The organism is Microbacterium terrae (assembly GCF_017831975.1).
Lineage (GTDB): Bacteria > Actinomycetota > Actinomycetes > Actinomycetales > Microbacteriaceae > Microbacterium > Microbacterium terrae.
The window spans coordinates 2,182,635-2,205,594 of sequence record NZ_JAFDSS010000001.1 but is presented as its reverse complement, the minus strand read 5'-3'; the positions used below and the strand labels follow the sequence as shown (position 1 = coordinate 2,205,594).

Genomic DNA, 22,960 nt, shown 5'->3' with positions numbered 1-22,960 from the left:
GACGGCTACGGGCGTCCGCGCAGCACTGCCTGCTTGACCTCGGCGATCGCCTTGGTCACCTCGATGCCGCGGGGGCACGCCTCCGAGCAGTTGAAGGTGGTGCGGCAGCGCCACACGCCCTCTTTGTCGTTGAGGATGTCGAGGCGCACATCGGCCGCATCGTCGCGCGAGTCGAAGATGAAGCGGTGGGCGTTCACGATCGCTGCCGGTCCGAAGTACTGGCCGTCCGTCCAGAACACGGGGCACGACGAGGTGCAGGCGGCGCACAGGATGCACTTGGTGGTGTCGTCGAACACCTCGCGGTCGACGATCGACTGCACGCGCTCCTTGCCCTTCTCAGGCGTGGAGTTCGAGATCAGGAACGGCTGCACCTCGCGGAACGACGCGAAGAACGGCTCCATGTCGACGACGAGGTCCTTCTCGAGCGGCAGACCCTTGATCGCCTCGACATAGATCGGCTGCGAGATGTCGAGGTCCTTGATGAGGGTCTTGCAGGCGAGGCGGTTGCGCCCGTTGATGCGCATCGCGTCGGAGCCGCAGATGCCGTGCGCGCACGACCGGCGGAAGGTGAGCGAGCCGTCGACCTCCCACTTGATCTTGTGGAGGGCGTCGAGCACGCGGTCGGTCGAGTACAGCTCGACGTCGTAGTCCACCCAGCGCGGCTCCTCGTCGACCTCCGGGTCGAACCGGCGGATGATGAAGGTGACGAGGAACGACTGGATGCCGGTGTCGTTCGCGTTCTCGGCGGCCGGGGTCTGGTCGACCTCGGCCGGTGCGTCAACTGCGACGAGGGTCGCCATCAGTACTTCCTCTCCAGCGGCGGGTAGCGCAATTCGCCCGCCTCGTTCTTCGTGAAGACGACGGGCTTCCAGTCGAGGCGGATGTGGTCCTCGGAGTTCGAGGAGCCGGCATCCCCCGACAGGTACGCCATCGTGTGCTGCATGTACTGCTCGTCGTCGCGCGTGGGGAAGTCGTCGCGCATGTGTCCGCCGCGGCTCTCCTTGCGGTTGCGTGCGGTGACGACGACGACCTCGGCGATGTCGAGGAGGAAGCCCAGTTCGACCGCCTCGAGCAGGTCGGTGTTGAACCGCTTGCCCTTGTCGTCGACGTGCACGTTCTTGAAGCGCTCGCGCAGCTCTTCGATCGTGCCGAGCACCTCAGTCAGCGACTCGTCGGTGCGGAAGACCTGGGCCTTGCGGTCCATCTCGTCCTGCAGCTTCTTGCGGAGCACGGCGATGCGCTCGGTGCCCTGGTTGTTGCGGAGGCCCTCGATCAGCCCGCGCACCTCGGCGGCGGGATCCTCGGGCATCGGCACGAACTCGGCGGTCTTGACGTACTCCACCGCGTTGCGGCCGGCGCGCTTGCCGAACACGTTGATGTCGAGCAGCGAGTTCGTGCCGAGACGGTTGGAGCCGTGCACCGAGACGCAGGCGCACTCGCCCGCGGCGTAGAGGCCGGGGACGACGGTGGTGTTGTCGCTCAGCACCTCGGCGTTGTTGTTGGTCGGGATGCCGCCCATCGCGTAGTGCGCGGTCGGCATGACCGGCACAGGCTCGACCACCGGGTCGACGCCGAGGTAGGTGCGGGCGAACTCGGTGATGTCTGGGAGCTTGGTCTCGAGCACCTCGGCGCCCAGGTGCGTGCAGTCCAGCAGCACGTAGTCGCGGTGGGGTCCGGCGCCGCGACCCTCGGCGACCTCCTGCACCATGCACCTGCTGACGATGTCGCGGGGAGCGAGGTCCTTGATGGTGGGCGCGTACCGCTCCATGAAGCGCTCGCCGGAGGCGTTGCGGAGGATCGCGCCCTCGCCGCGGGCGCCTTCGGTGAGCAGGATGCCGAGGCCGGCGAGGCCGGTCGGGTGGAACTGGAAGAACTCCATGTCCTCGAGCGGGAGGCCCTTGCGCCAGACGATGCCGACGCCGTCGCCCGTGAGCGTGTGGGCGTTCGAGGTCGTCTTGAAGATCTTGCCGAAGCCGCCCGTCGCGAAGATGACGGCCTTCGAGTGGAAGACGTGCAGCTCGCCGGTTGCGAGCTCGTAGGCGACCACGCCGGCGGTGCCGGTCGAGCCGTCGTCGTTCTTCACCGTGATCAGGTCGAGCACGTAGAACTCGTTGAAGAAGTTGATGCCGAGCTTGACGCAGTTCTGGAAGAGCGTCTGCAGGATCATGTGGCCGGTGCGGTCGGCCGCGTAGCAGGCGCGGCGAACCGGCGTCTTGCCGTGATCGGCGGTGTGGCCGCCGAAGCGGCGCTGGTCGATCTTCCCCTCGGGCGTGCGGTTGAACGGGAGGCCCATGTTCTCGAGGTCGATGACCGCGTCGATGGCCTCCTTCGCGAGGATCTCGGCCGCGTCCTGGTCGACGAGGTAGTCGCCGCCCTTGACGGTGTCGAACGTGTGCCACTCCCACGAGTCCTCTTCGACGTTGGCGAGAGCCGCCGCCATGCCGCCCTGCGCCGCACCGGTGTGGGAGCGGGTGGGGTAGAGCTTGCTGATCACGGCGGTCCGCGCACCGGGTCCGGCTTCGATCGCGGCACGCATGCCGGCGCCGCCGGCGCCCACGATGACGATGTCGAACTGGTGGTAGTGGACGCCGTCCTTGACGTAGCTCGCGGTGCTTTCGGCGGAGGAGGGGGTCTGGGTGCTCACGTGTGGAATGCCTCGGTTGTCTTTGCTCGTCGTGTGCGACTCAGGACTGCGCGTTGCAGATCTCGGTGAGGACGCTGCCGTCGGTCAGGTTCGGGATGCAGGGGTCGAAGGTGAAGACCACCAGGGTGCCGAGCAGGATCAGGAAGCCCGCCGACAGCCACAGCGCCCACACGAGCACCTTGCGGGTGCCCTCGTGCGAGACGTAGTCGTTCACGATCGTGCGCATGCCGTTGGCGCCGTGGATGAGCGCAAGCCACAGCATCAGCACGTCCCACCACTGCCACAGCGGGTCGGCGAGCTTGCCCGCGACGAAGCCGAAGTCGATGCCGTGGATGCCCTCGCCGAGCATGAGGTTCACGAAGAGGTGGCCGAAGATGAGCACCACCAGCAGCACGCCGGAGGCGCGCATGTAGATCCAGCCCCACTTCTCGAGGTTGGGGCCGGAGCGGCGCACGGCGGCGCGCGGTGCGCGCGGGTCTGCGATCGCGGTCATCAGTGACCCCCTCCTGCTGCGGGTGCGAAGGCGAGCATGAGGTGGCGCGGCGCGAAGCCGGCCATCGTCACGGCCCACAGGCCGATGACGCCCCACCACAGCTGGCGTTGGTGGCGGGTGGCCCACGGCCAGAAGTCGACCAGGATGATGCGGAGGCCGTTGTACGCGTGGTACGCGATGGCGGCGACCAGCACGACCTCGCCGAGCGCCATGACCGGGTTCTTGTAGGTGCCGATGACCGCGTCGTACGCATCCGGCGCGACGCGGATCAGAGCCGTGTCGAGGATGTGCACGAGCAGGAAGAAGAAGATGGCGACGCCGGTGATGCGGTGGAGCACCCACGACCACATGCCTTCGTGCCCGCGGTACAGGGTGCCGCGGGGGACTCGGGATGTGGTTTCGGATACCGACGGTGTGACGCGTGCTGGTGCAGACACGGGCGTCCTCCCTGGATCGAAACATGAAGGGGGGCATCGGAGCCCCTGAGGCGACCCGGAGGTTGCACGGGCCGTCGGCGTCACGCGGGCGCTGCATCCATCCTATTCCCGCCCCTGAGCGATCGGCGACGAAGGCCACCCTTAGCCCCCCTCATTCCGGAGGGATCTTCGCGGCCGGAAGGAATCGGCGTTCTTCGAACCGTCACGGGCCCGACACGTGCGCTCTGTAGCCTGGGCGCATGCCAGAGCCGATCGACGATTTCTACGCCGTGATCCCTGCCGGAGGTATCGGAAGCCGCCTGTGGCCGCTGTCCCGCGCCGATGCCCCGAAGTTCCTCCACGACCTCACGGGGTCGGGCAACTCGCTGCTGCGCGACACCTGGGACCGCCTCGAACCTCTCGCCGGCCCCGGGCGGATCGCCGTCGTCACGGGGCGCGCGCACCGCGCAGCCGTCGAGGACCAGCTTCCCGGCATCCCTGACGTGAACGTCTTCCTCGAGTCGGAGCCGCGCGACTCGACCGCCGCCATCGGGCTCGCCGCGGCGATCCTGCACCGCCGCGAACCCGACGTGGTGATCGGCTCGTTCGCCGCCGACCACGTGATCCGCGTGCCCCACCTGTTCGAGTGGTCGGTCCGCCAGGCGGTGGCGGTCGCCCGCGAGGGGTACATCTGCACGATCGGCATCCAGCCGTCCGAGGCATCCGTCGGATTCGGCTACATCAAGAAGGCGGGGGAGCTCCTCGTCGACGGCGCCCCCGAGGCGGCCGTGGTGGAGCGCTTCGTGGAGAAGCCCGACCTCGAGACCGCGAAGGCCTACTTCGCCGACCGCTCCTACCTGTGGAACGCGGGCATGTTCATCGCCCGCGCCGACGTGCTGCTCGCCGAGATCGCCGCGCAGGAGCCCGAGCTGCACGCCGGGCTCCTCGAGCTCGCCGAGGCGTGGGACGACCGGGAGCTCCGCGGACCCGCCGTCGACCGCATCTGGCCGACCCTCAAGAAGATCGCCATCGACTACACGGTCGCGGAGCCCGCCGCTGCGAAGGGGCGCCTGGCCGTCATCCCCGGCCACTTCGACTGGGACGACGTGGGCGATTTCGCCAGCCTCGCCAAGCTCAATTCCGGCGGCCGGTCGGAGAACCTCGCCATCCTCGGCCAGAACCCGCGGGTGCTCTCCGACGCGGCGACCGGCATCGTGGTGAGTCAGACCAAGCGCGTCATCAGTCTCATCGGCGTGCGCGACATCGTCGTGGTCGACACCGACGACGCGCTGCTGGTGACCACCAGCGAGCATGCGCAGCGCGTGAAGGGCGTCGTCGACGCGCTCAAGCTCACCGGGCGGGGCGACGTGCTCTGAGCGGGGCTTTCGCGCCGATCACGCTCAGATTGCGGGTTTGTAACCATTCCGCTCCGAGGGGCCTCCTCGTATGCAAGTTCGCCGTCACAGTGGGTAACTTCGTACAGTCCCCCGTGAAGGAAGCGGGGCAATCCATGTGGAGGCCGAGTTGACCATCTCTACCAAGAAGCGAGTGCTCGTTGGGCTCGCCGCCGCGAGCATGTTCGTCGCGCTCGCCGGGTGCGCATCCGCGCCCGAAGCCAGCACCGAGACGACCGACGCAGCGTCGGACATCGTCGAGGGCTTCAAGCCGTGCCTCATCTCCGACGCGGGCGGCTGGAACGACAAGTCGTTCAACCAGTCGGCCAAGGCCGGTCTCGATTCGGCGATGGAGGAGCTCGGCGTCGAAGGCCTCGAGCTCGAATCGACCTCCGAGAACGACTACGCACCCAACATGGAGACGGCCGTCTCCGAGGGCTGCACGCTCATCGTCTCGGTCGGCTTCAACCTGTCGGCCGCCACCGTCGAGTCCGCCACGGCGAACCCCGAGGTGAACTACGCGATCATCGACGACTACGCCGACACCGACTTCGACGGCACCACCGACGCCGACAACATCAAGCCCCTCGTGTTCAACACGGCGGAGGCTGCCTACCTCGGCGGCTACGCCGCGGCGGCATGGTCGGCCCAGAGCGGTGTGAACAAGGTCGGCACCTTCGGCGGCATGCAGATCCCGTCGGTCGCGGTCTTCATGGACGGCTACCAGCTCGGTGTCGAGAAGTACAACGAGGACAAGGGCGCCGCAGTCGAGGTCTTCGGCTGGGACACCGAGTCGCAGGAGGGCTCGTTCACGGGCGGCTTCGACGCGAACGACACCGCCAAGCAGACCGCCCAGGGCGTTCTCGACCAGGGTGTCGACGTGATCCTTCCCGTCGGCGGTCCGATCTACCAGAGCGCGGCTGCCGCCATCACCGACAGCGGTGAGGAGACCGTCATGCTCGGCGTCGACAGCGACCTCGCCGTCGCCGACGACAGCGTCGCCGCCATCACGCTGGTCTCGATCATGAAGGCGATCGACGTCGCCGTGCACGACGCGGTCGTCTCGGCCGCCACGGGCGAGTTCGACGTCGCGCCGTACGTCGGCACGCTGGAGAACGAGGGCGTCAAGCTCTCGAGCTTCCACGACTTCGAGTCGCAGCTGCCCGAGGGTCTCGTCGACGAGCTGGCCGCTCTGCAGGAGGCCATCATCGCCGGTGACATCACCGTGGAGTCGCCGAACTCCCCGTGACCCACGCAGGTCCTTTCCGGGGCGGGCGGCGGATCTCCGCCGTCCGCCCCGGTCGGTCTGAGAACACATCGGATCGTCCCTCCCCTGCGAGGGACGTCCCGGATAAGGTGCACATATGAAGCTCGAGCTCCGCGGGATCACCAAGAGATTCGGCAGCCTCGTCGCCAACGACCACATCGACCTGACGGTCGAGCCGGGGGAGATCCACGCGCTCCTGGGTGAGAACGGCGCCGGAAAATCCACCCTCATGAACGTGCTCTACGGCCTGTACCAGGCCGACGAAGGCGACATCCTGCTGGACGACGAGGTCCAGCACTTCCGGGGGCCGGGCGATGCCATGGCCGCCGGCATCGGCATGGTGCATCAGCACTTCATGCTCATCCCCGTCTTCACCGTCGCCGAGAACGTGATGCTCGGCCATGAGGAGACCAAGGGCCCCGGCGCCCTCGACCTCGCGAAGGCCCGCGAGCACGTGCGCGCGGTCGCCGCGCGCTTCGGATTCCAGATCGATCCCGACGCGCTCGTCGGCGATCTGCCCGTCGGCGTGCAGCAGCGCGTCGAGATCATCAAGGCGCTCTCGCGCGACGCCAAGGTGCTCGTCTTCGACGAGCCCACCGCGGTGCTCACCCCGCAGGAGACCGATGAGCTGATGACGATCATGCGGCAGCTGCGCGACGAGGGCACCGCGATCGTGTTCATCACCCACAAGCTGCGCGAGGTGCGCGAGGTCGCGGACCGCATCACCGTGATCCGTCTCGGCAAGGTCGTCGGCGAGGCCGAGCCCACCGCCACCAACGCCGAACTGGCGTCGCTGATGGTCGGTCGCGCGGTCGAGCTGACCGTGAAGAAGGATGCTCCCAAGCTCGGCGAGGGCGGACTGCAGGTCCGCGACGTGCGCGTGCTCACACCCGACGGCACGATCGTCGTCGACGACGTGAGTTTCGACGTCCTCCCCGGCGAAGTGCTCGCGATCGCGGGTGTGCAGGGCAACGGACAGACCGAGCTCGTCGAAGCCGTGGTCGGCATCGCCGCGCGCGTCGAGGGGTCGATCCGCCTCGGAGACGTCGAGCTCGTCGGGCGGAGCGTGCGCGCCATCCTCGACGAGGGTGTCGGGTTCGTCCCCGAGGACCGCACCGAAGACGGACTGGTCGGCGGGTTCTCGGTCGCCGAGAACCTCATCCTCGACCGCTCCGACGATCCTCAGTTCGTCCGGGCCGGCACACTGCGCCGCGACGCGCTCACCGAGTTCGCGCGCGACCGCATCGCCGAGTTCGACATCCGCACGCAAGGACCCGACACCGCGGCCGGCACGCTGTCCGGCGGCAACCAGCAGAAGGTCGTCATCGCCCGCGAGCTCAGCCGCGAGCTGCGCCTCCTCGTCGCCGCCCAGCCCACCCGCGGCGTCGACGTCGGCTCCATCGAATTCATCCACAAGCGCATCATCGAGACCCGAGACGCCGGCATCCCGGTCGTCGTCGTCTCCACCGAGCTCGACGAGGTGACCGCGCTTGCCGACCGCATCGCGGTCATGTACCGCGGCTCGATCGTCGGGATCGTGCCAGGCGACACATCACGCGAGACGCTCGGCCTCATGATGGCCGGCGCCGCCGACCCGGAGGTGGCCGCATGAGCCAGACGTCACCCGGAGCCGGCGACACGTCGGCCGGACTCCCTCCCGAGCAGCTTCCGCCGGTCTCCGGCCCGCTGACCGGTCACGAGCAGGGCCCGCCGCGCACGAGCATCTTCGTGCGCGAGCTGCTGCGGGGGAGCACCGTCACCACGATCCTCGCGATCGTGCTCGCCATGATCGTGGGCGGCATCCTCATCGCGTTCACCGATGAAGACGTGCAGGCGGCATCGGTGTACTTCTTCGCTCGACCCGGCGACACCTTCGTCGCGGTCTGGAACTCGGTCGCCGGTGGGTACACCGCGCTCTTCCGCGGCGCCGTGTTCAACTTCACGGCCGCCGACTTCGCGACGCAGATCCGCCCGCTCACCAACGCGCTCGGGTTCGCCGCGCCGCTCATCGCGGCCGGCCTCGGCGTCGCGCTCGCGTTCCGCGTCGGCCTGTTCAACATCGGCGCCCGTGGCCAGATGCTCATCGCCGCGATGTTCGCGGCGCTGTTCACCTTCCACATCCAGCTGCCGATGTGGCTGCACCTGCCGCTCACCCTGGCCGTCGGCATCCTCGGCGGAGCGCTGTGGGGCGGCCTCGTCGGTCTTCTCAAGGCCCGCACGGGCGCCCACGAAGTGATCCTCACGATCATGCTGAACTACGTGGCGTACTACCTGCTGCTGTGGATGATCCGCACGCCGGGTCTCCTGCAGCGCGAGGGCACCAACCAGCCGATCACCGCGGCCACGCCCGAGACCGCGCAGTTCCCCGATCTCCTCGGGCCGCGGTTCCCGCAGCTCGACTGGGGGTTCGTGATCGTGATCGTCGCCACGCTGTTCGTGTGGTGGCTGGTCGAGAAGTCGGCACTCGGACTGCGGATGCGCGCCGTCGGTGAGAACCCCCATGCGGCCCGCGCAGCCGGCATCAGCGTGCAGCGCATCTACATCTACGCGATGCTGTTCGCCGGCGGCCTCGCCGGCCTCGCCGCGATGAACCAGGTACAGGGCTCGGTCACCACCGGTTTCACCGCCAGCATCGACGCCGGCATCGGCTTCGATGCGATCACGGTGGCCCTGCTCGGACGCAGCCGCGCCTGGGGCACCTTCGCCGCCGGCATCCTGTTCGGCGCGCTGAAGGCGGGATCGTTCTCCATGCAGGCGCAGGGCATCCCCGTCGACATCGTGCTGGTCGTGCAGTCGCTCATCGTGCTGTTCATCGCCGCGCCGCCGCTGCTGCGCGCGGTGTTCTTCCTCCCGAAGACCGAGCAGGAGAAGGCCGCCAAGGCGAGAGCCAAGGCCGCGAAGAAGGCGGTGACCGCATGACCGCGCTCGCTCCCACGGCCGCCGACGGAACGGTGCAGCTCGCAACCGTCCGCGAACGGCACTTCAAGGTGCCGATCGTGCTCGCCGCAGCCACCGTGCTGCTCGGCGCGCTCTTCCTCTTCGTGCCGCGCGACGGCACGAGCACCTTCCGCCTGGACGGCGCGCTCGCCGACATCGCGGTGCCCACGGCCCTCACGAGCTGGATCGTGGTGGGACTGCTGGTGCTGCTCACCGCGTGGTCGTTCTTCGACGCGTGGATGTACCGCAAGCCCGCGCTGTGGCTGACGATCGTGTTCGGCGTGCTCGCCGTGTTCGGGTTCCTGGTGTGGGCGGCGGCCGACGGCCTCGTCCCCGTCACCAGCCTCCTCTACGGTGCGATCTCGCTGTCGGTTCCCCTGGTCTTCGGCGCCCTGGGCGGCGTGATCGGCGAGCGTGCCGGCGTGGTGAACGTCGCGATCGAGGGGCAGCTGCTGCTCGGTGCGTTCAGTGCGGCTCTCCTGTCGAGCCTCACCCACAACCCCTTCGTGGGCCTCATCGGCGCGATGATCGGCGGAATGCTGGTGGCGTTCGTCCTGGCCGCGTTCGCGATCAAGTACCTCGTCGACCAGGTGATCGTCGGCGTCGTGCTCAACGTGCTCGTGACCGGACTCACCGGCTTCCTGTACAGCGCGATGCTCGTCCCCAATGAAGACACCCTCAACCGGCCGGTGCGCTTCGATCGCTGGGAGATCCCGCTCCTCAGCGACATCCCGATCGTCGGCCCGGTGCTCTTCAACCAGACCTTCATCGTGTACCTCATGTTCGTGATGGTCGGCGTGGTCGCCTGGTCCCTGTACCGCACCAAGTGGGGTCTGCGGGTGCGGGCCGTCGGCGAGCATCCGCAGGCGGCCGACACCGTCGGCATCCGGGTCAATCCCACCCGATTCTGGAACGTCATGCTCGCCGGTGCGATCGCGGGCATCGGCGGCGCGTACTTCACGCTGGTCTCGGTGCCGCAGTTCGGCAAGGAGATGACCGCGGGCCTCGGCTTCATTGCGCTCGCCGCCGTCATCTTCGGCCGGTGGGACCCGATCCGGGCGAGCCTCGCAGCGCTGCTGTTCGGGTTCGCGACCAACCTGCAGAACCTGCTGACCGTGCTGAAGACGCCGATCCCGAGCGAGTTCATGCTGATGCTCCCGTACGTCGTGACGATCCTCGCGGTGGCCGGGTTCGCGGGACAGATACGCGGCCCCGCGGCGGCCGGCAAACCGTACATCAAGGGGTGACATCGGTGACAGACATCGATTGGGACGAGCTGCGTGCTGCGGCGACCGAGGCGATGAAGCGGGCTTACGCGCCGTACTCGCGCTACAAGGTGGGCGCCGCGGCGCTCGTCTCCGATGGCCGCGTGGTCACGGGGTGCAACGTCGAGAACGCCTCGTACGGCGTCGGACTGTGCGCCGAGTGCGGGCTGGTGAGCGAGCTGCAGATGTCGGGCGGCGGTCAGCTCGTCGCGTTCGTGTGCGTGAACGGCCACGGCGACACGATCATGCCGTGCGGACGCTGCCGCCAGCTGCTGTACGAGTTCGCCCTTCCGGGCATGCTGCTCGAGACGGTGTCGGGCATCCGCACGATCGACGAGGTGCTGCCCGACGCGTTCGGGCCGCGCGACCTCGAGGAGGCAGGACGATGACGGATGCCGCTGCGGTCGAGCCCTTCGACGCGGTCGACGTCATCCGCACCAAGCGCGACGGCGGGGCGGTCGGCGAAGACGCGCTCCGGTGGATGATCGACGCGTACACGCGCGAATACGTCGCCGACTCGCAGATGGCCGCGTTCGCGATGGCCGTTCTGCTCAACGGCATGACCCGTGACGAGATCCGCGTGATGACCGACGCGATGATCGCGTCGGGGGAGCGGATGAGCTTCGCCGGGCTCGGCAAGCCGACCGTCGACAAGCACTCCACCGGGGGCGTGGGAGACAAGATCACCCTGCCGCTGGCCCCGCTCGTCGCCTCGTTCGGGGTGGCCGTGCCGCAGTTGTCGGGCCGCGGCCTCGGCCACACGGGGGGAACCCTCGACAAGCTCGAGGCCATCCCCGGCTGGCGGGCCGCGCTGTCGAACGACGAGATGGTCGCGCAGCTGCGCGACGTCGGCGCGGTCATCTGCGCCGCCGGCTCCGGCCTCGCACCGGCTGACAAGCGGCTCTACGCCCTCCGCGACGTGACCGGCACGGTCGAGGCGATCCCGCTGATCGCGTCGAGCATCATGTCGAAGAAGATCGCCGAGGGCACCGACTCGCTCGTGCTCGACGTGAAGTTCGGCTCCGGCGCGTTCATGCAGGACATCGATCGTGCCCGCGAGCTCGCCCGCACGATGGTGGCGCTGGGCACCGACTCCGGGGTCGCGACCACCGCGCTCCTCACCGACATGAACACCCCGCTCGGCTTCGCCATCGGCAACGCCAACGAGGTGCGCGAGTCGGTCGAGGTGCTCGCCGGCGGCGGCCCCGCCGACGTCGTCGAGCTCACCGTCGCCCTCGCCCGCGAGATGCTGGCCCTCGCGGGTCAGCCCGATGCAGACGTCGAGGCGGCGCTCCGGGACGGGCGGGCGATGGATGCCTGGCGCTCGATGATCCGGGCTCAGGACGGCGATCCCGACGCGGCGATGCCGCAGCCGAACGAGACGCACGTCGTCACCGCGACGGAGTCTGGCTACGTCACCTCCCTGGAGGCGCTGCCCTTCGGCATCGCGGCGTGGCGCCTGGGCGCGGGCCGTGCACGCGCGCAGGATCCGGTGCTGCACGCGGCGGGCATCGACCTGCACGTGAAGCCGGGTGACGCGGTGACCGTCGGTCAACCGCTGTTCACCTTGCTCGGGCAGGATGCGACCCGGTTCGACCGGGCGCTGGAGGCCCTGGACGGCGCTTGGCACGTAGGATCGAATGCTCCCGCATCGGCTCCGATCGTGCGCGAGCGCATCACCGCCTGACTGCCGCGCCGAGGCATCCGCTCTTCCGCATCCCGTCCGAAAACAGTCCGTCCGAGGAGGACCACATGCCCATCGACCAGCACGGCGACGCCGTTCTCGACGGACTCTCGATCCGGGCGCTGCCCAAGGTCTCGCTGCACGATCACCTCGACGGCGCGCTGCGCCCGGCGACGATCATCGAGCTCGCCGATGCCGCGGGCATCGACGTGCCGGAGACGGACGCCGACGACCTCGCGGACTGGTTCGCCGAGAAGAGCGACTCGGGCTCGCTCGTCGAGTACCTGAAGACGTTCGATCTGACGACCGCCGTCATGCAGACCCGCGAGGGGCTGACACGCGTCGCGCGCGAATTCGTCGAAGACCTCGCCGCCGACGGTGTGATCTACGGCGAGGTGCGCTGGGCCCCCGAACAGCACCTGGCCGGCGGCCTGTCGCTCGACGAGGTCGTCGAAGCGGTGCAGGAGGGCATCGAAGAGGGCGAGGATGCCGCCGAGAGCAGCGGCCGCGACATCCGCGTCGGACAGCTCATCACCGCGATGCGCCACACCGAGCGGTCGCTCGAGATCGCCCGGCTCGCGGTCGACTGGCGTGAGCGCGGCGCGGTCGGCTTCGACATCGCCGGCCCGGAGGACGGATTCCCGCCGTCGAAGCACCGTGCGGCGTTCGACTACCTCGCGTCGGAGTTCTTCCCGACGACGGTGCACGCCGGAGAGGCGGCGGGACTCGATTCCATCCGCTCCGCCCTGATCGACGGGCGCGCGCTGCGCCTCGGGCACGGCGTGCGGCTCGCACAGGACCTCGAGGTCGTCTCGCGCGCGGGCGAAGAGGTGCTCGTGCAGTTCGGCGACCTCGCCCGCTGGGTGCGCGACCGCGAGATCCCGCTCGAGCTGTCTCCCTCGTCGAACCTGCAGACCGGCGCCATCGAGGCATGGGGCACCCTCATGGAGGACCACCCCTTCGACCTGCTGTACCAGCTCGGCTTCGCGGTCACCGTGAACGTCGACAACCGCCTGCAGAGCCGCACGTCGCTCACCCGCGAGCTGGCGCTGCTCGCCGAGGTGTTCGAGTACGGGCTAGACGACCTCGAGACGTTCCAGCTCAACGCCGCGGCGGGCGCGTTCCTGCCGGTGGAGGAGCGAGAGGAGCTCATCGAGCTCATCGCCGACGGCTTCGAGCGGTAGCAGCGCCGCCGCGCGCGGCGCGGCGCGGCGCTGAGCCGCCCCGCGCTGCCGCGGTGGCGCTGAGCCGCGCTGCCGCGCCACGCGCTGCCGCGTGCAGAACTCCACGCTTTCGAGCGAGATGCCGCCGGCTCACGCCCGCACGGCGCGTACGGACGAGGAGCGGGCGGCTCAGACCCGCGCGACTCCGGGGTGTGTGTCGAGGTAGGCCTCGAACGCCTCGGCCGAGGACTTCGCGGGGGTGTAGCCGAAGTCGCGCTTGAGCGCGTCGTTGGCGAGCACCGGGCGGTAGCGGAGGAATCCGACCTGCTCAGGTCCGTGCACCGTGAGGCGCAGCATGCGCCCCACCCGCAGAGCGCCCGCGAGCACCGCGGCGGGCACGGTGAGCAGCGGCTTGCCGAGGCGCGCCGCGATCTCGCCGACGGTCAGGCGGCCGTCGCCGGCGACGTTGTAGGTCCCCGGCGGCCCGTCTGTGGCGGCGCGCGCCATCGCCGCGGCGACGTCGTCGACCCAGGCGAAGACGAACGGCGAGTCCGAGCCCGCGATCGCGAGCACCCGGCGCCCGCCCCAGAGCGCGGTGATCTGGTTGTGCACCGTGGGGCCGAGGATGGTCCCCACGCGGAACACGACCTGTTCGAGCTCGGGGTGGGCGAGGCGGTAGCCGGCGAGCATCTGCTCGACGAGGCGCTTGTGCTTCGAGTACGGGAACTCGTCGTTCCCGCGCACCGGATCCGTCTCGCGCAGCCACTCGGGGTTGTCGGGGTGGTAGCCGTACGCGGCTCCCGACGACGAGACGACGATGCGGCGCACGCCGGTCTCGATGCAGGCCTCGAGCACGTGGCGGGTGCCGTCGACGTCGACCAGGTACTCGAGGTCGTGGTCGCGGCCCGGGTTGACGATGGCCGCGAGGTGGATGACGACGTCGATGTCGTGGCGCTGCAACAGCGGGGCGATGCCGCTCGGACGCGTCACGTCGCAGTCGTCGTAGACGACCCCGTCGATCGGATGCTCGGGCCGGCGCACGTCGCCGGCGACGACGAGGGCGACATCGGGATGCTCCGCCAGAGCCGCCGCCACGTGCGAGCCGAGGAACCCGGCCCCGCCGGTGATGAGCACGCGCACGCCTCGACCGGCCCGGTCTGTCGCCTCCGCCGCCACCACCGTGATCGGCTGCGTGGCGAGGCTGCTGACCGTCGCCGCGTGAGCCGCCGCCGACCGTGCGGCGGCGCGGGCCGCGGCGCTCTGGGCGGTGCCGCTCACGTGAGGTCTCCCGCGTGGCCTGCGGCATCCGTCGACCGGCCGGCATCTCCGGCGCCGTCGGCGCCCGCCCCGCCCGCCCTGACCGCGTGGCGCGAGGCGTCGCCCGTCGGGGCTCCGGTGCGCCGGCGCGTGTGCGCCGCCCACAGCGCGGCGACGACGAGCCCCGCGATGATGTCCCAGATGCCCCACCAGCCGGCGACGATCGCCATGCCGCCGAGGCCGCCGAAGAACGTGAAGACGAGGCCGAGGCCGAGTCCGGCGTTGCGGATGCCGACCTCGAACGTCATCGCCTTGCGCTCGCGGGTGCCGAGGCCGCCCACCACCGCAGTGCCGTAGCCGATCGCGAGGGCGACGGCGTCGTGGATCGTGACCACCAGGATGATGACGCCGAGGAAGGCGACGAAGTACGCCCAGTTGCCCGCGAGCGCGGCGACGATGAACCCGACCAGGGCGATGAGCGAGAACCACTTCACGAACGGCTGCACCTTGGCCGCGAACGCCGGGACGCGGGCGCGGATCACGAGTCCGGCGATGAAGGGCAGCCCGATGATGAGGAGGATCTCGAGCAGCATCTGCCAGCCGTTGAGCGATACGGACTGCAGCAGGGCGCGCGTGTCTGCGCGCAGCGATCCCCAGAATGCGATCGAGAACGGAAGCACGAAGATGTAGATGAGGTTGCCCACAGCCGTCATCGACACCGACAGCGCGACGTTGCCGCCGGAGCGGTGCGTGAGAACCTGCGAGATGTTCCCCGGCGGGCAGCACGCGACCAGGATCATGCCGAGCGCCATCGAGGCCGACACCGGCAGGATCAGCGTGAGCGCCGTCGTCACCGCGGGCAGCACGATCAGCTGTGCGAGGATCGCGATGATGAAGGGCTTCGGCTTCCGCGCGACGACCCTGAAGTCGTCGACCCTGGTGTCGAGCGCGATGCCGAGCATGATGAGTCCGAGCACCACGTTGAGGATCACGAGCGTGCCCGGGGTGAAGTTGAGCACGACGTCGTCGGGGTTCACGCCTTCGCCTTCGTCCGCAGGGCCGTGGCGGTCTCGCGTACCGCGCGGCGGTAGGCGTCCTTGTTCACGTAGTACGACATGCGCTCGAGGCCGAGGTAGTCGTACCCGCCGGTGAGGTCGGGCCACGACTCGTCTGCGACCCGCGCCCGAAGTGCGGCAGCCCGGTCGGGAGCGGCTTCGACGGCGGTGAGGTACTCCGCGATGAGCTCGGCCTGCTCGTAGCGGCCCTGCCACCCGATGCCCGACGCCTCGATCATGCCCATCACATACAGGCCGTTGAACGACGGCGGGAAGACGTTGAGGTAGAGCTTCGGCGACATCCCGGTCCAGTTGAGCGCGGCGCGGTCGACGAACGGGTAGTCGAGCTTGTAGCCGGTGGCCAGCAGCACGGTGTCGTACTCGCCCGACGACCCGTCGCGGAAGTGCACCGTGTTCCCGTCGAAGCGGTCGACGTCTGCGCGGATCGCCAGGTCGCCCTGCCCCAGGTGGTTCAGTATCAGGGTGTTCACGATCGGGTGCGACTCGTAGATCTTGTAGTCGGGCCGGGGGAAGCCGAAGCGCACCGGGTCTCCGGTGAACGCCTGCAGCACGCGCTTGTCGATGAACTGCTTGATCTTCGCCGGCAGCGGCTTTCCCTGATTGAGGGTGTCGGAGGGCTTGCCGAACAGGTAGCGCGGCACGAAGTAGTACCCGCGGCGAACCGACATGTCGACGGATGCCGCGTGGTGCACGGCATCCACCGCGATGTCGCAGCCGGAGTTGCCCGCACCGATGATGAGCACGCGCTTGCCGGTGAGCTGCGATGCGGACTTGTACGCGCTGGTGTGCAGGAGCTCACCGGCGAACGAACCGCGGAACTCGGGCCGGTTCGGCTCGGCGAGCGTGCCGTTGGCGAGGATGACGCCGTCGTACCGCCGTTCGACGATCCCCGAGCCCGTCGTGGCCCCCGAGCCTGTCGAGGGGCCCTCGGCACGCAGCATCCAGCCGCCGCCGTCGGCCGGGGCGAGCGAGGTCACCTTCGTGTCGAACCGGAAGTGCTCGTCGATGCCGAAGCGGGCGGCGAAGTCGCGGAAGTAGCGGACGAGCGTGCGATGGCTCGGGTAGTCGGCCGTGGTGTCCATGGGGAACTCGGCGAACTCGGTGGTGGTGCGCGACGAGATGAGGTGCGCCGACTCGTACATCGTGGAGCGGGGGTTCTCGATGTCCCAGAGGCCGCCGACTCCGCTCGAGGCCTCGTAGCCGTCGAATGCGAGCCCGGCCTTCTGCAGGGCGCGCGCGGCGGACAGCCCCGACGGGCCGGCGCCGATGATGGCATAGCGGTGCTCGTGCATAGGTCTCCACACGTCTTCGTGTCGGCACCCACAGGCCGACCCCAGCAAAGAACCCTAAGCGTTACTCGTCATTAACCGAAATCGCTTGTGGGCCCTACGACAACACTGCCAGCAGGCCTCGTATCAGCACCACCGTCGCCCCCGCCCAGGCGATCGCGAGCATCGCGTAGCGGGCGATCCGGGGCGGCACCGTGCGGGCCAGCATCGAGCCGATCAGGATGCCGACGGCGGTGACCCCGACGAGGGCCCAGATGTCGGATGCCGGCGTGGTCGGCAGGCCGCGCAGCGCGACCGAGACCAGGCTGAACACCGCGAAGATCACCTGGACGCTCGCCGCGAAGCTGCGCTGCGGCCACTTGTCGCCGACGGCGTGCGCGGCCAGCGGCGGGCCCGACAGCCCGCTCGCGACGTGCATGAATCCCGCAGCCGCGCCCGCGGTGATCGCCCCCGAGCGACCCACGAGGGCCTTCGACAATGCCGGGATCCACCCCGCGACGAGTGCGAAGTAGGCCATCAGTGCGACGAGCAGCAGCAGTGCGGCCTCGGGGAGCGTGCGCACCACGAACGCGCCGACCGGGGCGGCGAGGAGTCCGGGCCAGATGAGCCACCAGGCGCGCCGCCATTCGATGTCGCGCCACACGAGGGGGATCGCCGCCGACGCGGCGACGAGGGCGAGGAGCACCGCGATGGTCACGCCCTCGAGGGGGCCGTAGAGGAGCACGATCGGGCCGACGAGCACGAGCACGAAGCCGAGGCCCGTGATGCGCTGGATGATCGCGGCGACGAAGGCGGCGATGCCGGCCAGAACGAGGGTCACGGGGTACCAGCCTACTTCCGGGCGCAGGGCGTTTCGTCTCGTCGCTGCGCTCCTCGCTCAACGGCCGGGGCCGTATGGCTGCGGGGCGTTTGGTCTCGTCGCTGCGCTCCTCGCTCAACGACCGGGGCCGAATGGCTGCGGGGCGTTTGGTCTCGTCGCTGCGCTCCTCGCTCAACGACCGGGGCCGAATGGCTGCGGGGCGTTTCGTCTCGTCGCTGCGCTCCTCGCTCAACGACCGGGCCGCATGGCTCCCGGTCGTTGAGCGAGCGGAGCGAGACGAAACGCCCGACCGCGCCGGCTCAGCCCCCGATGTCGTCCTGTCGGTCGGCGACTGCGCCGGCGATCCGGGCGAAGAGCGGGTGCTCCGCTTCGAGTCCGGTGACGGATGCCGTGAACGAGGCGGCATCCTGCTCGCGCAGCATCCGCTGCAGGTCCACCGACTGCGGGTCCTCAGCGTCGTCGAAGGCCAGTGCGGCGCCGATGGCGGCGACGAGCCCGGCGACGGGGAGACCGCGTTCGGCGGCTTCGGCGGCGGGCCCGACGAACCGCTCGTGCCGCGAGAGCTTGCGCAGCGGCTGCCGACCCACGCGCCACACGGTGTCGGGGAGGGCGGCGTTGGCGAAGCGGGAGAGGATCGTCGCGCGGTAGACGGCGAGGTCGCCCTCGTCGAGGCCGTGCTTGGCGGTGAGCAGCGCCGAGGTCTCCTCGAGGGCCGCGCTCACCCGAGCGGCGATCTCGGGGTGCTCGAGCGCCGCTGCGATCGTCTCGATGCCCGCCTGGGCGCCGAAGTACGCGGTGGTCGCGTGGCCGGTGTTCACCGTGAACAGCTTGCGCTCGATGTACGGCGCGAGGTCGTCGACGAAGTGGGCGCCCGGGATGTGCGGGGGCGTGTCGCCGAACGGAGGCCGCTCGATGGCCCATTCGAAGAACGGCTCGACGGTCACGTCGACGCCCGATCCCTCGGGCTGGGCGGGCACGATGCGGTCGACTGCCGTGTTCGCGAACACGGCGTGGGCAGACACCGCCTCCCACGCGCCCTCGGCGGCCGTGATCATCTCGTCGCGCAGCAGGTCGGTCGCGTTGATCGCGTTCTCGCATGCCATCACCTGCAGGGGCGGAAGGCTCGGCTCGCGCAGCCCGATACCGGCGACGATGAGCGGTGCGACGAACTTCAGGATCGTCGGGCCGACTGCCGTGGTCACGACGTCGGCGGTCGCGATCTCGTCGGCGACGGCTTGAGCGTCGACGGCGCTGTTGAGCGCACGGAACCCGGTCACGACGGTGTCTTCGCCACCCTCGCCCACTTCGTGGACGGTGTACTCCGACACCGCGTTGATCGCGTCGACGAGGGGAGCGGCGACGTCGGAGAACACGACCTCGTACCCGCCCTGGTGCAGCAGCAGGCCGACGAAGCCGCGCCCGATGTTGCCCGCGCCGAAGTGGACGGCCTTCATCATACGCCCGCCGCGGAGACGATCTCGTACAGCTCCTCGGCGTTCGCGGCAGCCCTCAGGCGCGCCACATCGTCTTCGTCCGAGAACAGGATCGCGATCTGCGACAGGATCTCGAGGTGCTCGTCGCCCTTCCCGGCGATGCCGATCACGAAGGTGACGGGCTCGCCGCCCCAGTCGACGCCGCCGTCGTAGCGGACCACCGAGAGCGCCGAATCGAGGATCGCGTCCTTCGTCTCGTTCGTGCCGTGCGGGATGGCGAGCTCGTTGCCCATGTACGTCGACACGGTCTGCTCGCGCTGCTGCATCGCGTCGAAGTAGGCGCCGGTGACCGCACCGACCGCCTCGAGGATGTCTGCGGCCTCCTTCATCGCCTCCTCGCGCGTCGCCCCGCCGGTGTGGATCCGCACCTGTCCGATGCTCAATACGTCGCGTGCCATGTCGATACCTTCTCTCTCAGGTGTTGAACTTCCGGTTCACACGGATGCTGTCGGTCGGGGCCTCGCCGGGTGGGGCGAGGGGTACCGGGGCGGTGGAGCCGGGGGCATCTCGCCGCCCGACCCCACCGCGGTCCGGATTACGCGTCGCCCTGCTGCGAACGCACGAGGTCGACGACCTCGTCGTAGCGGGGAGAGTTCATGAAGTTGTCGACCGAGATGTGCACCGCGTCGGGCGTCTGCTGGCGAGCCCGGTCGGTCAGCTGGTTCTGGGTGATCACCAGGTCGGCCGAGGCATCCAGGTTCGCGATCGCCTTGTTGACGACAGTGACGCCTTCGACTCCCGCCTTCTTGAACTTGTTGCGCAGCACGCTCGCGCCCATCGCCGACGAGCCCATTCCGGCATCGCAGGCGAACACCACGTTGTGGATCTCGCGCTCGGTCATCGTCGCCGGCTCGATGCCGCCGTCGGCCTCGGTGGCCGCTCCGCCGCGGAGGCCCGACAGGGCGTCGCTCGACTTGCCCTTGGCGGCCTCGGTCTGGGTGATCGCCGCGCCGAAGGCGTCGTCGGTCGCAGCCATGGCGGCCAGGTCGCGCTTGCGCGAGGCCCGCAGGATGACGCCGGCGATGAGGAACGTCACCGTCGCAGACAGGATCACCGACAGGATGACCGCGAAGTAGGCCCCGCTCGCCGTCTGGGCGAGCACCGCGATGATGCTGCCGGGCGCCGCCGGTGCGCGGAGGGCGCCGCCGAGGAGCATGTTGGTGGTCACGCCGGTCGCTCCGCCGGCGATCAGGGCGAGGATCAGGATCGGCTTCATGAGGGCGTACGGGAAGTACACCTCGTGGATGCCGCCGAAGAATTGGATCACCGCGGCTCCCGGTGCCGACGCGCGCGCCGCGCCGAGGCCGAAGAACGTGAAGGCCAGGAGGAGGCCGACACCGGGGCCGGGGTTCGCCTCGAGCAGGAACAGGATCGACGATCCCTCATCGGCGGCCTCGGCGACACCGAGCGGGGTGAGGACGCCGTGGTTGATGGCGTTGTTCAGGAAGAACACCTTCGCCGGCTCGATGATGATGCTCGTGAGCGGCAGCAGGTTGTACTCGACCAGCCAGTTCACGGCGGTGCTGAGCGTCTGCATGATGCCGTTGACGAGCCAGGCGATCGGGTAGAAGCCGACGATCGCGAGAACGAAGCCCCAGATGCCGGCTGAGAACATGTTCACCAGCATCTCGAAGCCGGCCTTGACCTTGCCCTCCCACAGGCTGTCGAGCCACTTCATCGTGTACGCCGCGAGCGGGGCCATGATCATCGCGCCGATGAACATGTGCACCTGGCCGAGCTCCGCTTCGCCCTCGGCGAGGCCGGCGTTGAAGTTCGCGACCAGCAGGTCGGAGCCGGCGATCGCACCCATCGTGCCGATGGTCGCGACCACGCCCCCGCGAACCCCGTAGACGATGCTGCCGCCGGTGTAGGCGATGATCAGCGGAAGCAGGTAGTGGATGAACGGCCCGACGATCGTGGCGAGGTCGGCGTTGGGAGTCCACCCCACCTCGATGAAGAACGCGGTGAAGATGCCCCACGCGATGAGCGCGGGGATGTTCGGCATGATCATGCCGGAGAGGTACGTGCCGAAGCGCTGTACTCCGACCCGTGCCTTGCTGGTGCCCGATGCGGGCGCTGACGCCGTTGTCATTGCATTTCTCCTTGTTCTCGGGTGGCTGCCCGCTGGGCGGCAGCGCGTGCGGTGGTCGCGTCGGTGGCGGCGAGGGCGGCTGCGGCGATCGTCCGCGCGTCGTCGATGGTGTGCTGGAGGAGGGTCGCGCGCACGTCGGCGAGAGCCGTCGGCGCCATGGACAGGCTCGTCGCGCCGAGGCCGACGAGCACGACGGCCAGCAGCGGATCGGCGGCGGCCTCGCCGCAGATGCCGACGGGCTTGCCGTTCACGCGGCCGGCGTCGCCGACCTCGCGGATGAGCCGCAGCACCGCCGGGTGCCACGGGTCCTGGAACGCGGCGACCGAGCCGAGCAGCCGGTCTGCCGCGAGCGTGTACTGGGTCAGGTCGTTCGTGCCGATCGAGGCGAAGTCGGCGACGGCGAGGATGCGGTCGGCCAGCAGCGCCGACGACGGCACCTCGACCATCACACCGGCGGTCTTCACGCCGTAGTCGCGCGCGAGCTCGGTGAAGTACTCGGTCTCCTCGACCGTCGCGACCATCGGCGCCATGACCCAGAGGTCGGCCTCGGTGGCCGCCTGCGCCTGCGCGAGCGCCGTCAGCTGCTCGCGCAGGATGTCTTCACTCGCCCGCAGGGCCCGGATGCCGCGGAGCCCGAGCGCCGGGTTGTCTTCGTGCGCGTCGTTGAGGAAGGCCAGCGGCTTGTCGGCGCCGGCGTCGAGCACGCGCACCACGACCTTGCGGCCGGGGAACGCCGCCAGCAGCTCGGTGTAGGCCTCGCGCTGCTGCTCGACCGTCGGCGCCTGAGCCGACGAGAGGAAGAGGAACTCGGTGCGGAAGAGCCCCACCCCTTCGGCGCCGAGTGCGACAGCCTCGGCCGCGCCCTTCGCGTTGCCGAGGTTGGCCAGGAGCGGCACCGGAGTGCCGTCGGCCAGTGCGCCGTCGGTGAGCGGAGCGGCTGCCGCGTTGGCGCGGTCGGCGGCCCGGTTCGATGCGCGATCGAGCTCGTCGGCGGTCGGCTCGGTGGTCACGACGCCGGCCGCGGCATCCACGATCACCGTCTCGCCGTCGGTCAGGCCGGTCGCCGAGATCGCGCCGACGATGGCCACGATGCCCTTCTCGCGGGCGAGGATCGCGGTGTGCGAAGTGGGTCCGCCCTCGGTGGTGACGAGCGCGAGCACCATCTCGAGGTCGAGGAGGGCGGTGTCGGCGGGTGCGAGGTCTTTCGCGACGAGGACGAACGGATGCCCCGGGTCGGGGACGCCCGGCGCGGGCACGCCGCGCAGCCGCGCGATCACGCGCTGGGCGACGTCGTCGAGGTCGGCGGCGCGTTCGCCCAGGTACCCGCCCATGGCGCTCAGCTGGTCGCGGAACGAGGCGAAGGCGTCGAACACGGCGTACTCGCCGGTGCGTCCCTGCGCGAGCCGCGCATCGATCTCGTCGGCGAGGGTGGGATCCTCCGCCATCATCGCCTGAGCCTCGAGCACGTCCTGCGCCGCGCCGCCCGCCTGTGCGCCGCGCTCCTCGAGCTCGCGCGCGACGGCGGCGACGGCCTCGGCGACGCGGGATTTCTCCTCGTCCTGCCCGAGTGCGCTGGGGGCGTCGTCGGGCGCGGGCAGGGGCTCGGCCATGCAGGCGACCGGGCCCTGCGCGACTCCGAGTCCGATCCCCACGCCGCGGATCTCTGCCAT

The 22,960-nt window shown here is 69.6% G+C and carries 20 protein-coding genes; 8 read left to right on the top strand and 12 right to left on the bottom strand.

The features are described from left to right. Positions 1 to 5 precede the first annotated feature (5 nt). From JOD63_RS10170 to sdhC, 4 genes are read right to left on the bottom strand one after another with little or no spacing between them, the layout of a single operon-like run. On the bottom strand, positions 6 to 800 hold the full coding sequence (locus JOD63_RS10170; protein WP_045274173.1) for a succinate dehydrogenase iron-sulfur subunit: 795 nt from the start codon (positions 798 to 800) through the stop codon (positions 6 to 8). Continuing rightward, a complete protein-coding gene (gene sdhA, locus JOD63_RS10165) occupies positions 800 to 2,644 on the bottom strand; it encodes a succinate dehydrogenase flavoprotein subunit (protein ID WP_045274172.1) in 1,845 nt (614 codons plus the stop codon). The genes JOD63_RS10170 and sdhA overlap by 1 nt, the downstream gene beginning before the upstream one ends. Positions 2,645 to 2,684: 40 nt before the next feature. Continuing rightward, complete coding sequence (locus tag JOD63_RS10160; RefSeq protein WP_045274171.1) at positions 2,685 to 3,137, bottom strand: succinate dehydrogenase hydrophobic membrane anchor subunit; 453 nt, start codon at positions 3,135 to 3,137, stop codon at positions 2,685 to 2,687. Further along, complete coding sequence (gene sdhC, locus JOD63_RS10155) at positions 3,137 to 3,574, bottom strand: succinate dehydrogenase, cytochrome b556 subunit (RefSeq protein WP_084613301.1); 438 nt, start codon at positions 3,572 to 3,574, stop codon at positions 3,137 to 3,139. The genes JOD63_RS10160 and sdhC overlap by 1 nt, the downstream gene beginning before the upstream one ends. Positions 3,575 to 3,813: 239 nt before the next feature. On the opposite strand from sdhC, the gene JOD63_RS10150 reads away from it, so the two are divergent. The 8 genes from JOD63_RS10150 to JOD63_RS10115 all read left to right on the top strand — a co-directional run bounded on the left by JOD63_RS10150 (position 3,814) and on the right by JOD63_RS10115 (position 13,284). Beyond that, positions 3,814 to 4,929, top strand: coding sequence for a mannose-1-phosphate guanylyltransferase (locus tag JOD63_RS10150; protein ID WP_045274169.1), 1,116 nt, complete (start codon positions 3,814 to 3,816; stop codon positions 4,927 to 4,929). Positions 4,930 to 5,077: 148 nt separating this feature from the next. Then, the gene (locus JOD63_RS10145) at positions 5,078 to 6,196 is read left to right on the top strand and encodes a BMP family lipoprotein (protein WP_045274178.1); all 1,119 of its coding nucleotides are present in this window, start codon (positions 5,078 to 5,080) and stop codon (positions 6,194 to 6,196) included. A gap of 115 nt (positions 6,197 to 6,311) precedes the next feature. Next, complete coding sequence (locus JOD63_RS10140) at positions 6,312 to 7,826, top strand: ABC transporter ATP-binding protein (protein ID WP_045274168.1); 1,515 nt, start codon at positions 6,312 to 6,314, stop codon at positions 7,824 to 7,826. After that, complete coding sequence (locus JOD63_RS10135) at positions 7,823 to 9,133, top strand: ABC transporter permease (protein ID WP_045274167.1); 1,311 nt, start codon at positions 7,823 to 7,825, stop codon at positions 9,131 to 9,133. Before JOD63_RS10140 ends, JOD63_RS10135 begins: the two co-directional genes overlap by 4 nt. Continuing rightward, positions 9,130 to 10,398, top strand: coding sequence for an ABC transporter permease (locus JOD63_RS10130; RefSeq protein WP_045274166.1), 1,269 nt, complete (start codon positions 9,130 to 9,132; stop codon positions 10,396 to 10,398). Before JOD63_RS10135 ends, JOD63_RS10130 begins: the two co-directional genes overlap by 4 nt. 5 nt (positions 10,399 to 10,403) lie before the next feature. After that, positions 10,404 to 10,805 (top strand): cytidine deaminase, encoded by a 402-nt coding sequence (locus tag JOD63_RS10125; protein ID WP_045274177.1) that lies wholly within the window; start codon positions 10,404 to 10,406, stop codon positions 10,803 to 10,805. After that, a complete protein-coding gene (locus tag JOD63_RS10120) occupies positions 10,802 to 12,103 on the top strand; it encodes a thymidine phosphorylase (RefSeq protein WP_045274165.1) in 1,302 nt (433 codons plus the stop codon). Before JOD63_RS10125 ends, JOD63_RS10120 begins: the two co-directional genes overlap by 4 nt. 65 nt (positions 12,104 to 12,168) lie before the next feature. After that, positions 12,169 to 13,284, top strand: a complete 1,116-nt coding sequence (locus JOD63_RS10115) for an adenosine deaminase (RefSeq protein WP_045274164.1) — start codon at positions 12,169 to 12,171, stop codon at positions 13,282 to 13,284. Positions 13,285 to 13,452: 168 nt separating this feature from the next. Here JOD63_RS10115 and JOD63_RS10110 read toward each other — a convergent pair whose 3' ends face one another. From JOD63_RS10110 to ptsP, 8 genes are all read right to left on the bottom strand, one after another. Next, complete coding sequence (locus JOD63_RS10110; RefSeq protein WP_245617918.1) at positions 13,453 to 14,541, bottom strand: SDR family oxidoreductase; 1,089 nt, start codon at positions 14,539 to 14,541, stop codon at positions 13,453 to 13,455. Continuing rightward, positions 14,538 to 15,557 (bottom strand): bile acid:sodium symporter family protein, encoded by a 1,020-nt coding sequence (locus tag JOD63_RS10105; RefSeq protein WP_211088094.1) that lies wholly within the window; start codon positions 15,555 to 15,557, stop codon positions 14,538 to 14,540. Before JOD63_RS10105 ends, JOD63_RS10110 begins: the two co-directional genes overlap by 4 nt. Continuing rightward, complete coding sequence (locus JOD63_RS10100; RefSeq protein ID WP_045275238.1) at positions 15,554 to 16,888, bottom strand: flavin-containing monooxygenase; 1,335 nt, start codon at positions 16,886 to 16,888, stop codon at positions 15,554 to 15,556. Before JOD63_RS10100 ends, JOD63_RS10105 begins: the two co-directional genes overlap by 4 nt. Positions 16,889 to 16,982: 94 nt before the next feature. Next, positions 16,983 to 17,705, bottom strand: coding sequence for a TSUP family transporter (locus JOD63_RS10095; protein WP_045275239.1), 723 nt, complete (start codon positions 17,703 to 17,705; stop codon positions 16,983 to 16,985). Between the two features lie 299 nt (positions 17,706 to 18,004). Then, the gene (locus tag JOD63_RS10090) at positions 18,005 to 19,159 is read right to left on the bottom strand and encodes a mannitol-1-phosphate 5-dehydrogenase (RefSeq protein ID WP_045275240.1); all 1,155 of its coding nucleotides are present in this window, start codon (positions 19,157 to 19,159) and stop codon (positions 18,005 to 18,007) included. Continuing rightward, positions 19,159 to 19,596 carry a PTS sugar transporter subunit IIA gene (locus JOD63_RS10085; protein ID WP_045275241.1) on the bottom strand — a complete coding sequence of 146 codons (438 nt, stop codon included), beginning with the start codon at positions 19,594 to 19,596 and terminating at the stop codon, positions 19,159 to 19,161. Before JOD63_RS10085 ends, JOD63_RS10090 begins: the two co-directional genes overlap by 1 nt. Before the next feature lie 137 nt (positions 19,597 to 19,733). Continuing rightward, positions 19,734 to 21,290, bottom strand: coding sequence for a PTS mannitol transporter subunit IICB (locus JOD63_RS10080; protein ID WP_045275242.1), 1,557 nt, complete (start codon positions 21,288 to 21,290; stop codon positions 19,734 to 19,736). After that, complete coding sequence (ptsP, locus tag JOD63_RS10075) at positions 21,287 to 22,960, bottom strand: phosphoenolpyruvate--protein phosphotransferase (protein ID WP_045275243.1); 1,674 nt, start codon at positions 22,958 to 22,960, stop codon at positions 21,287 to 21,289. Before ptsP ends, JOD63_RS10080 begins: the two co-directional genes overlap by 4 nt.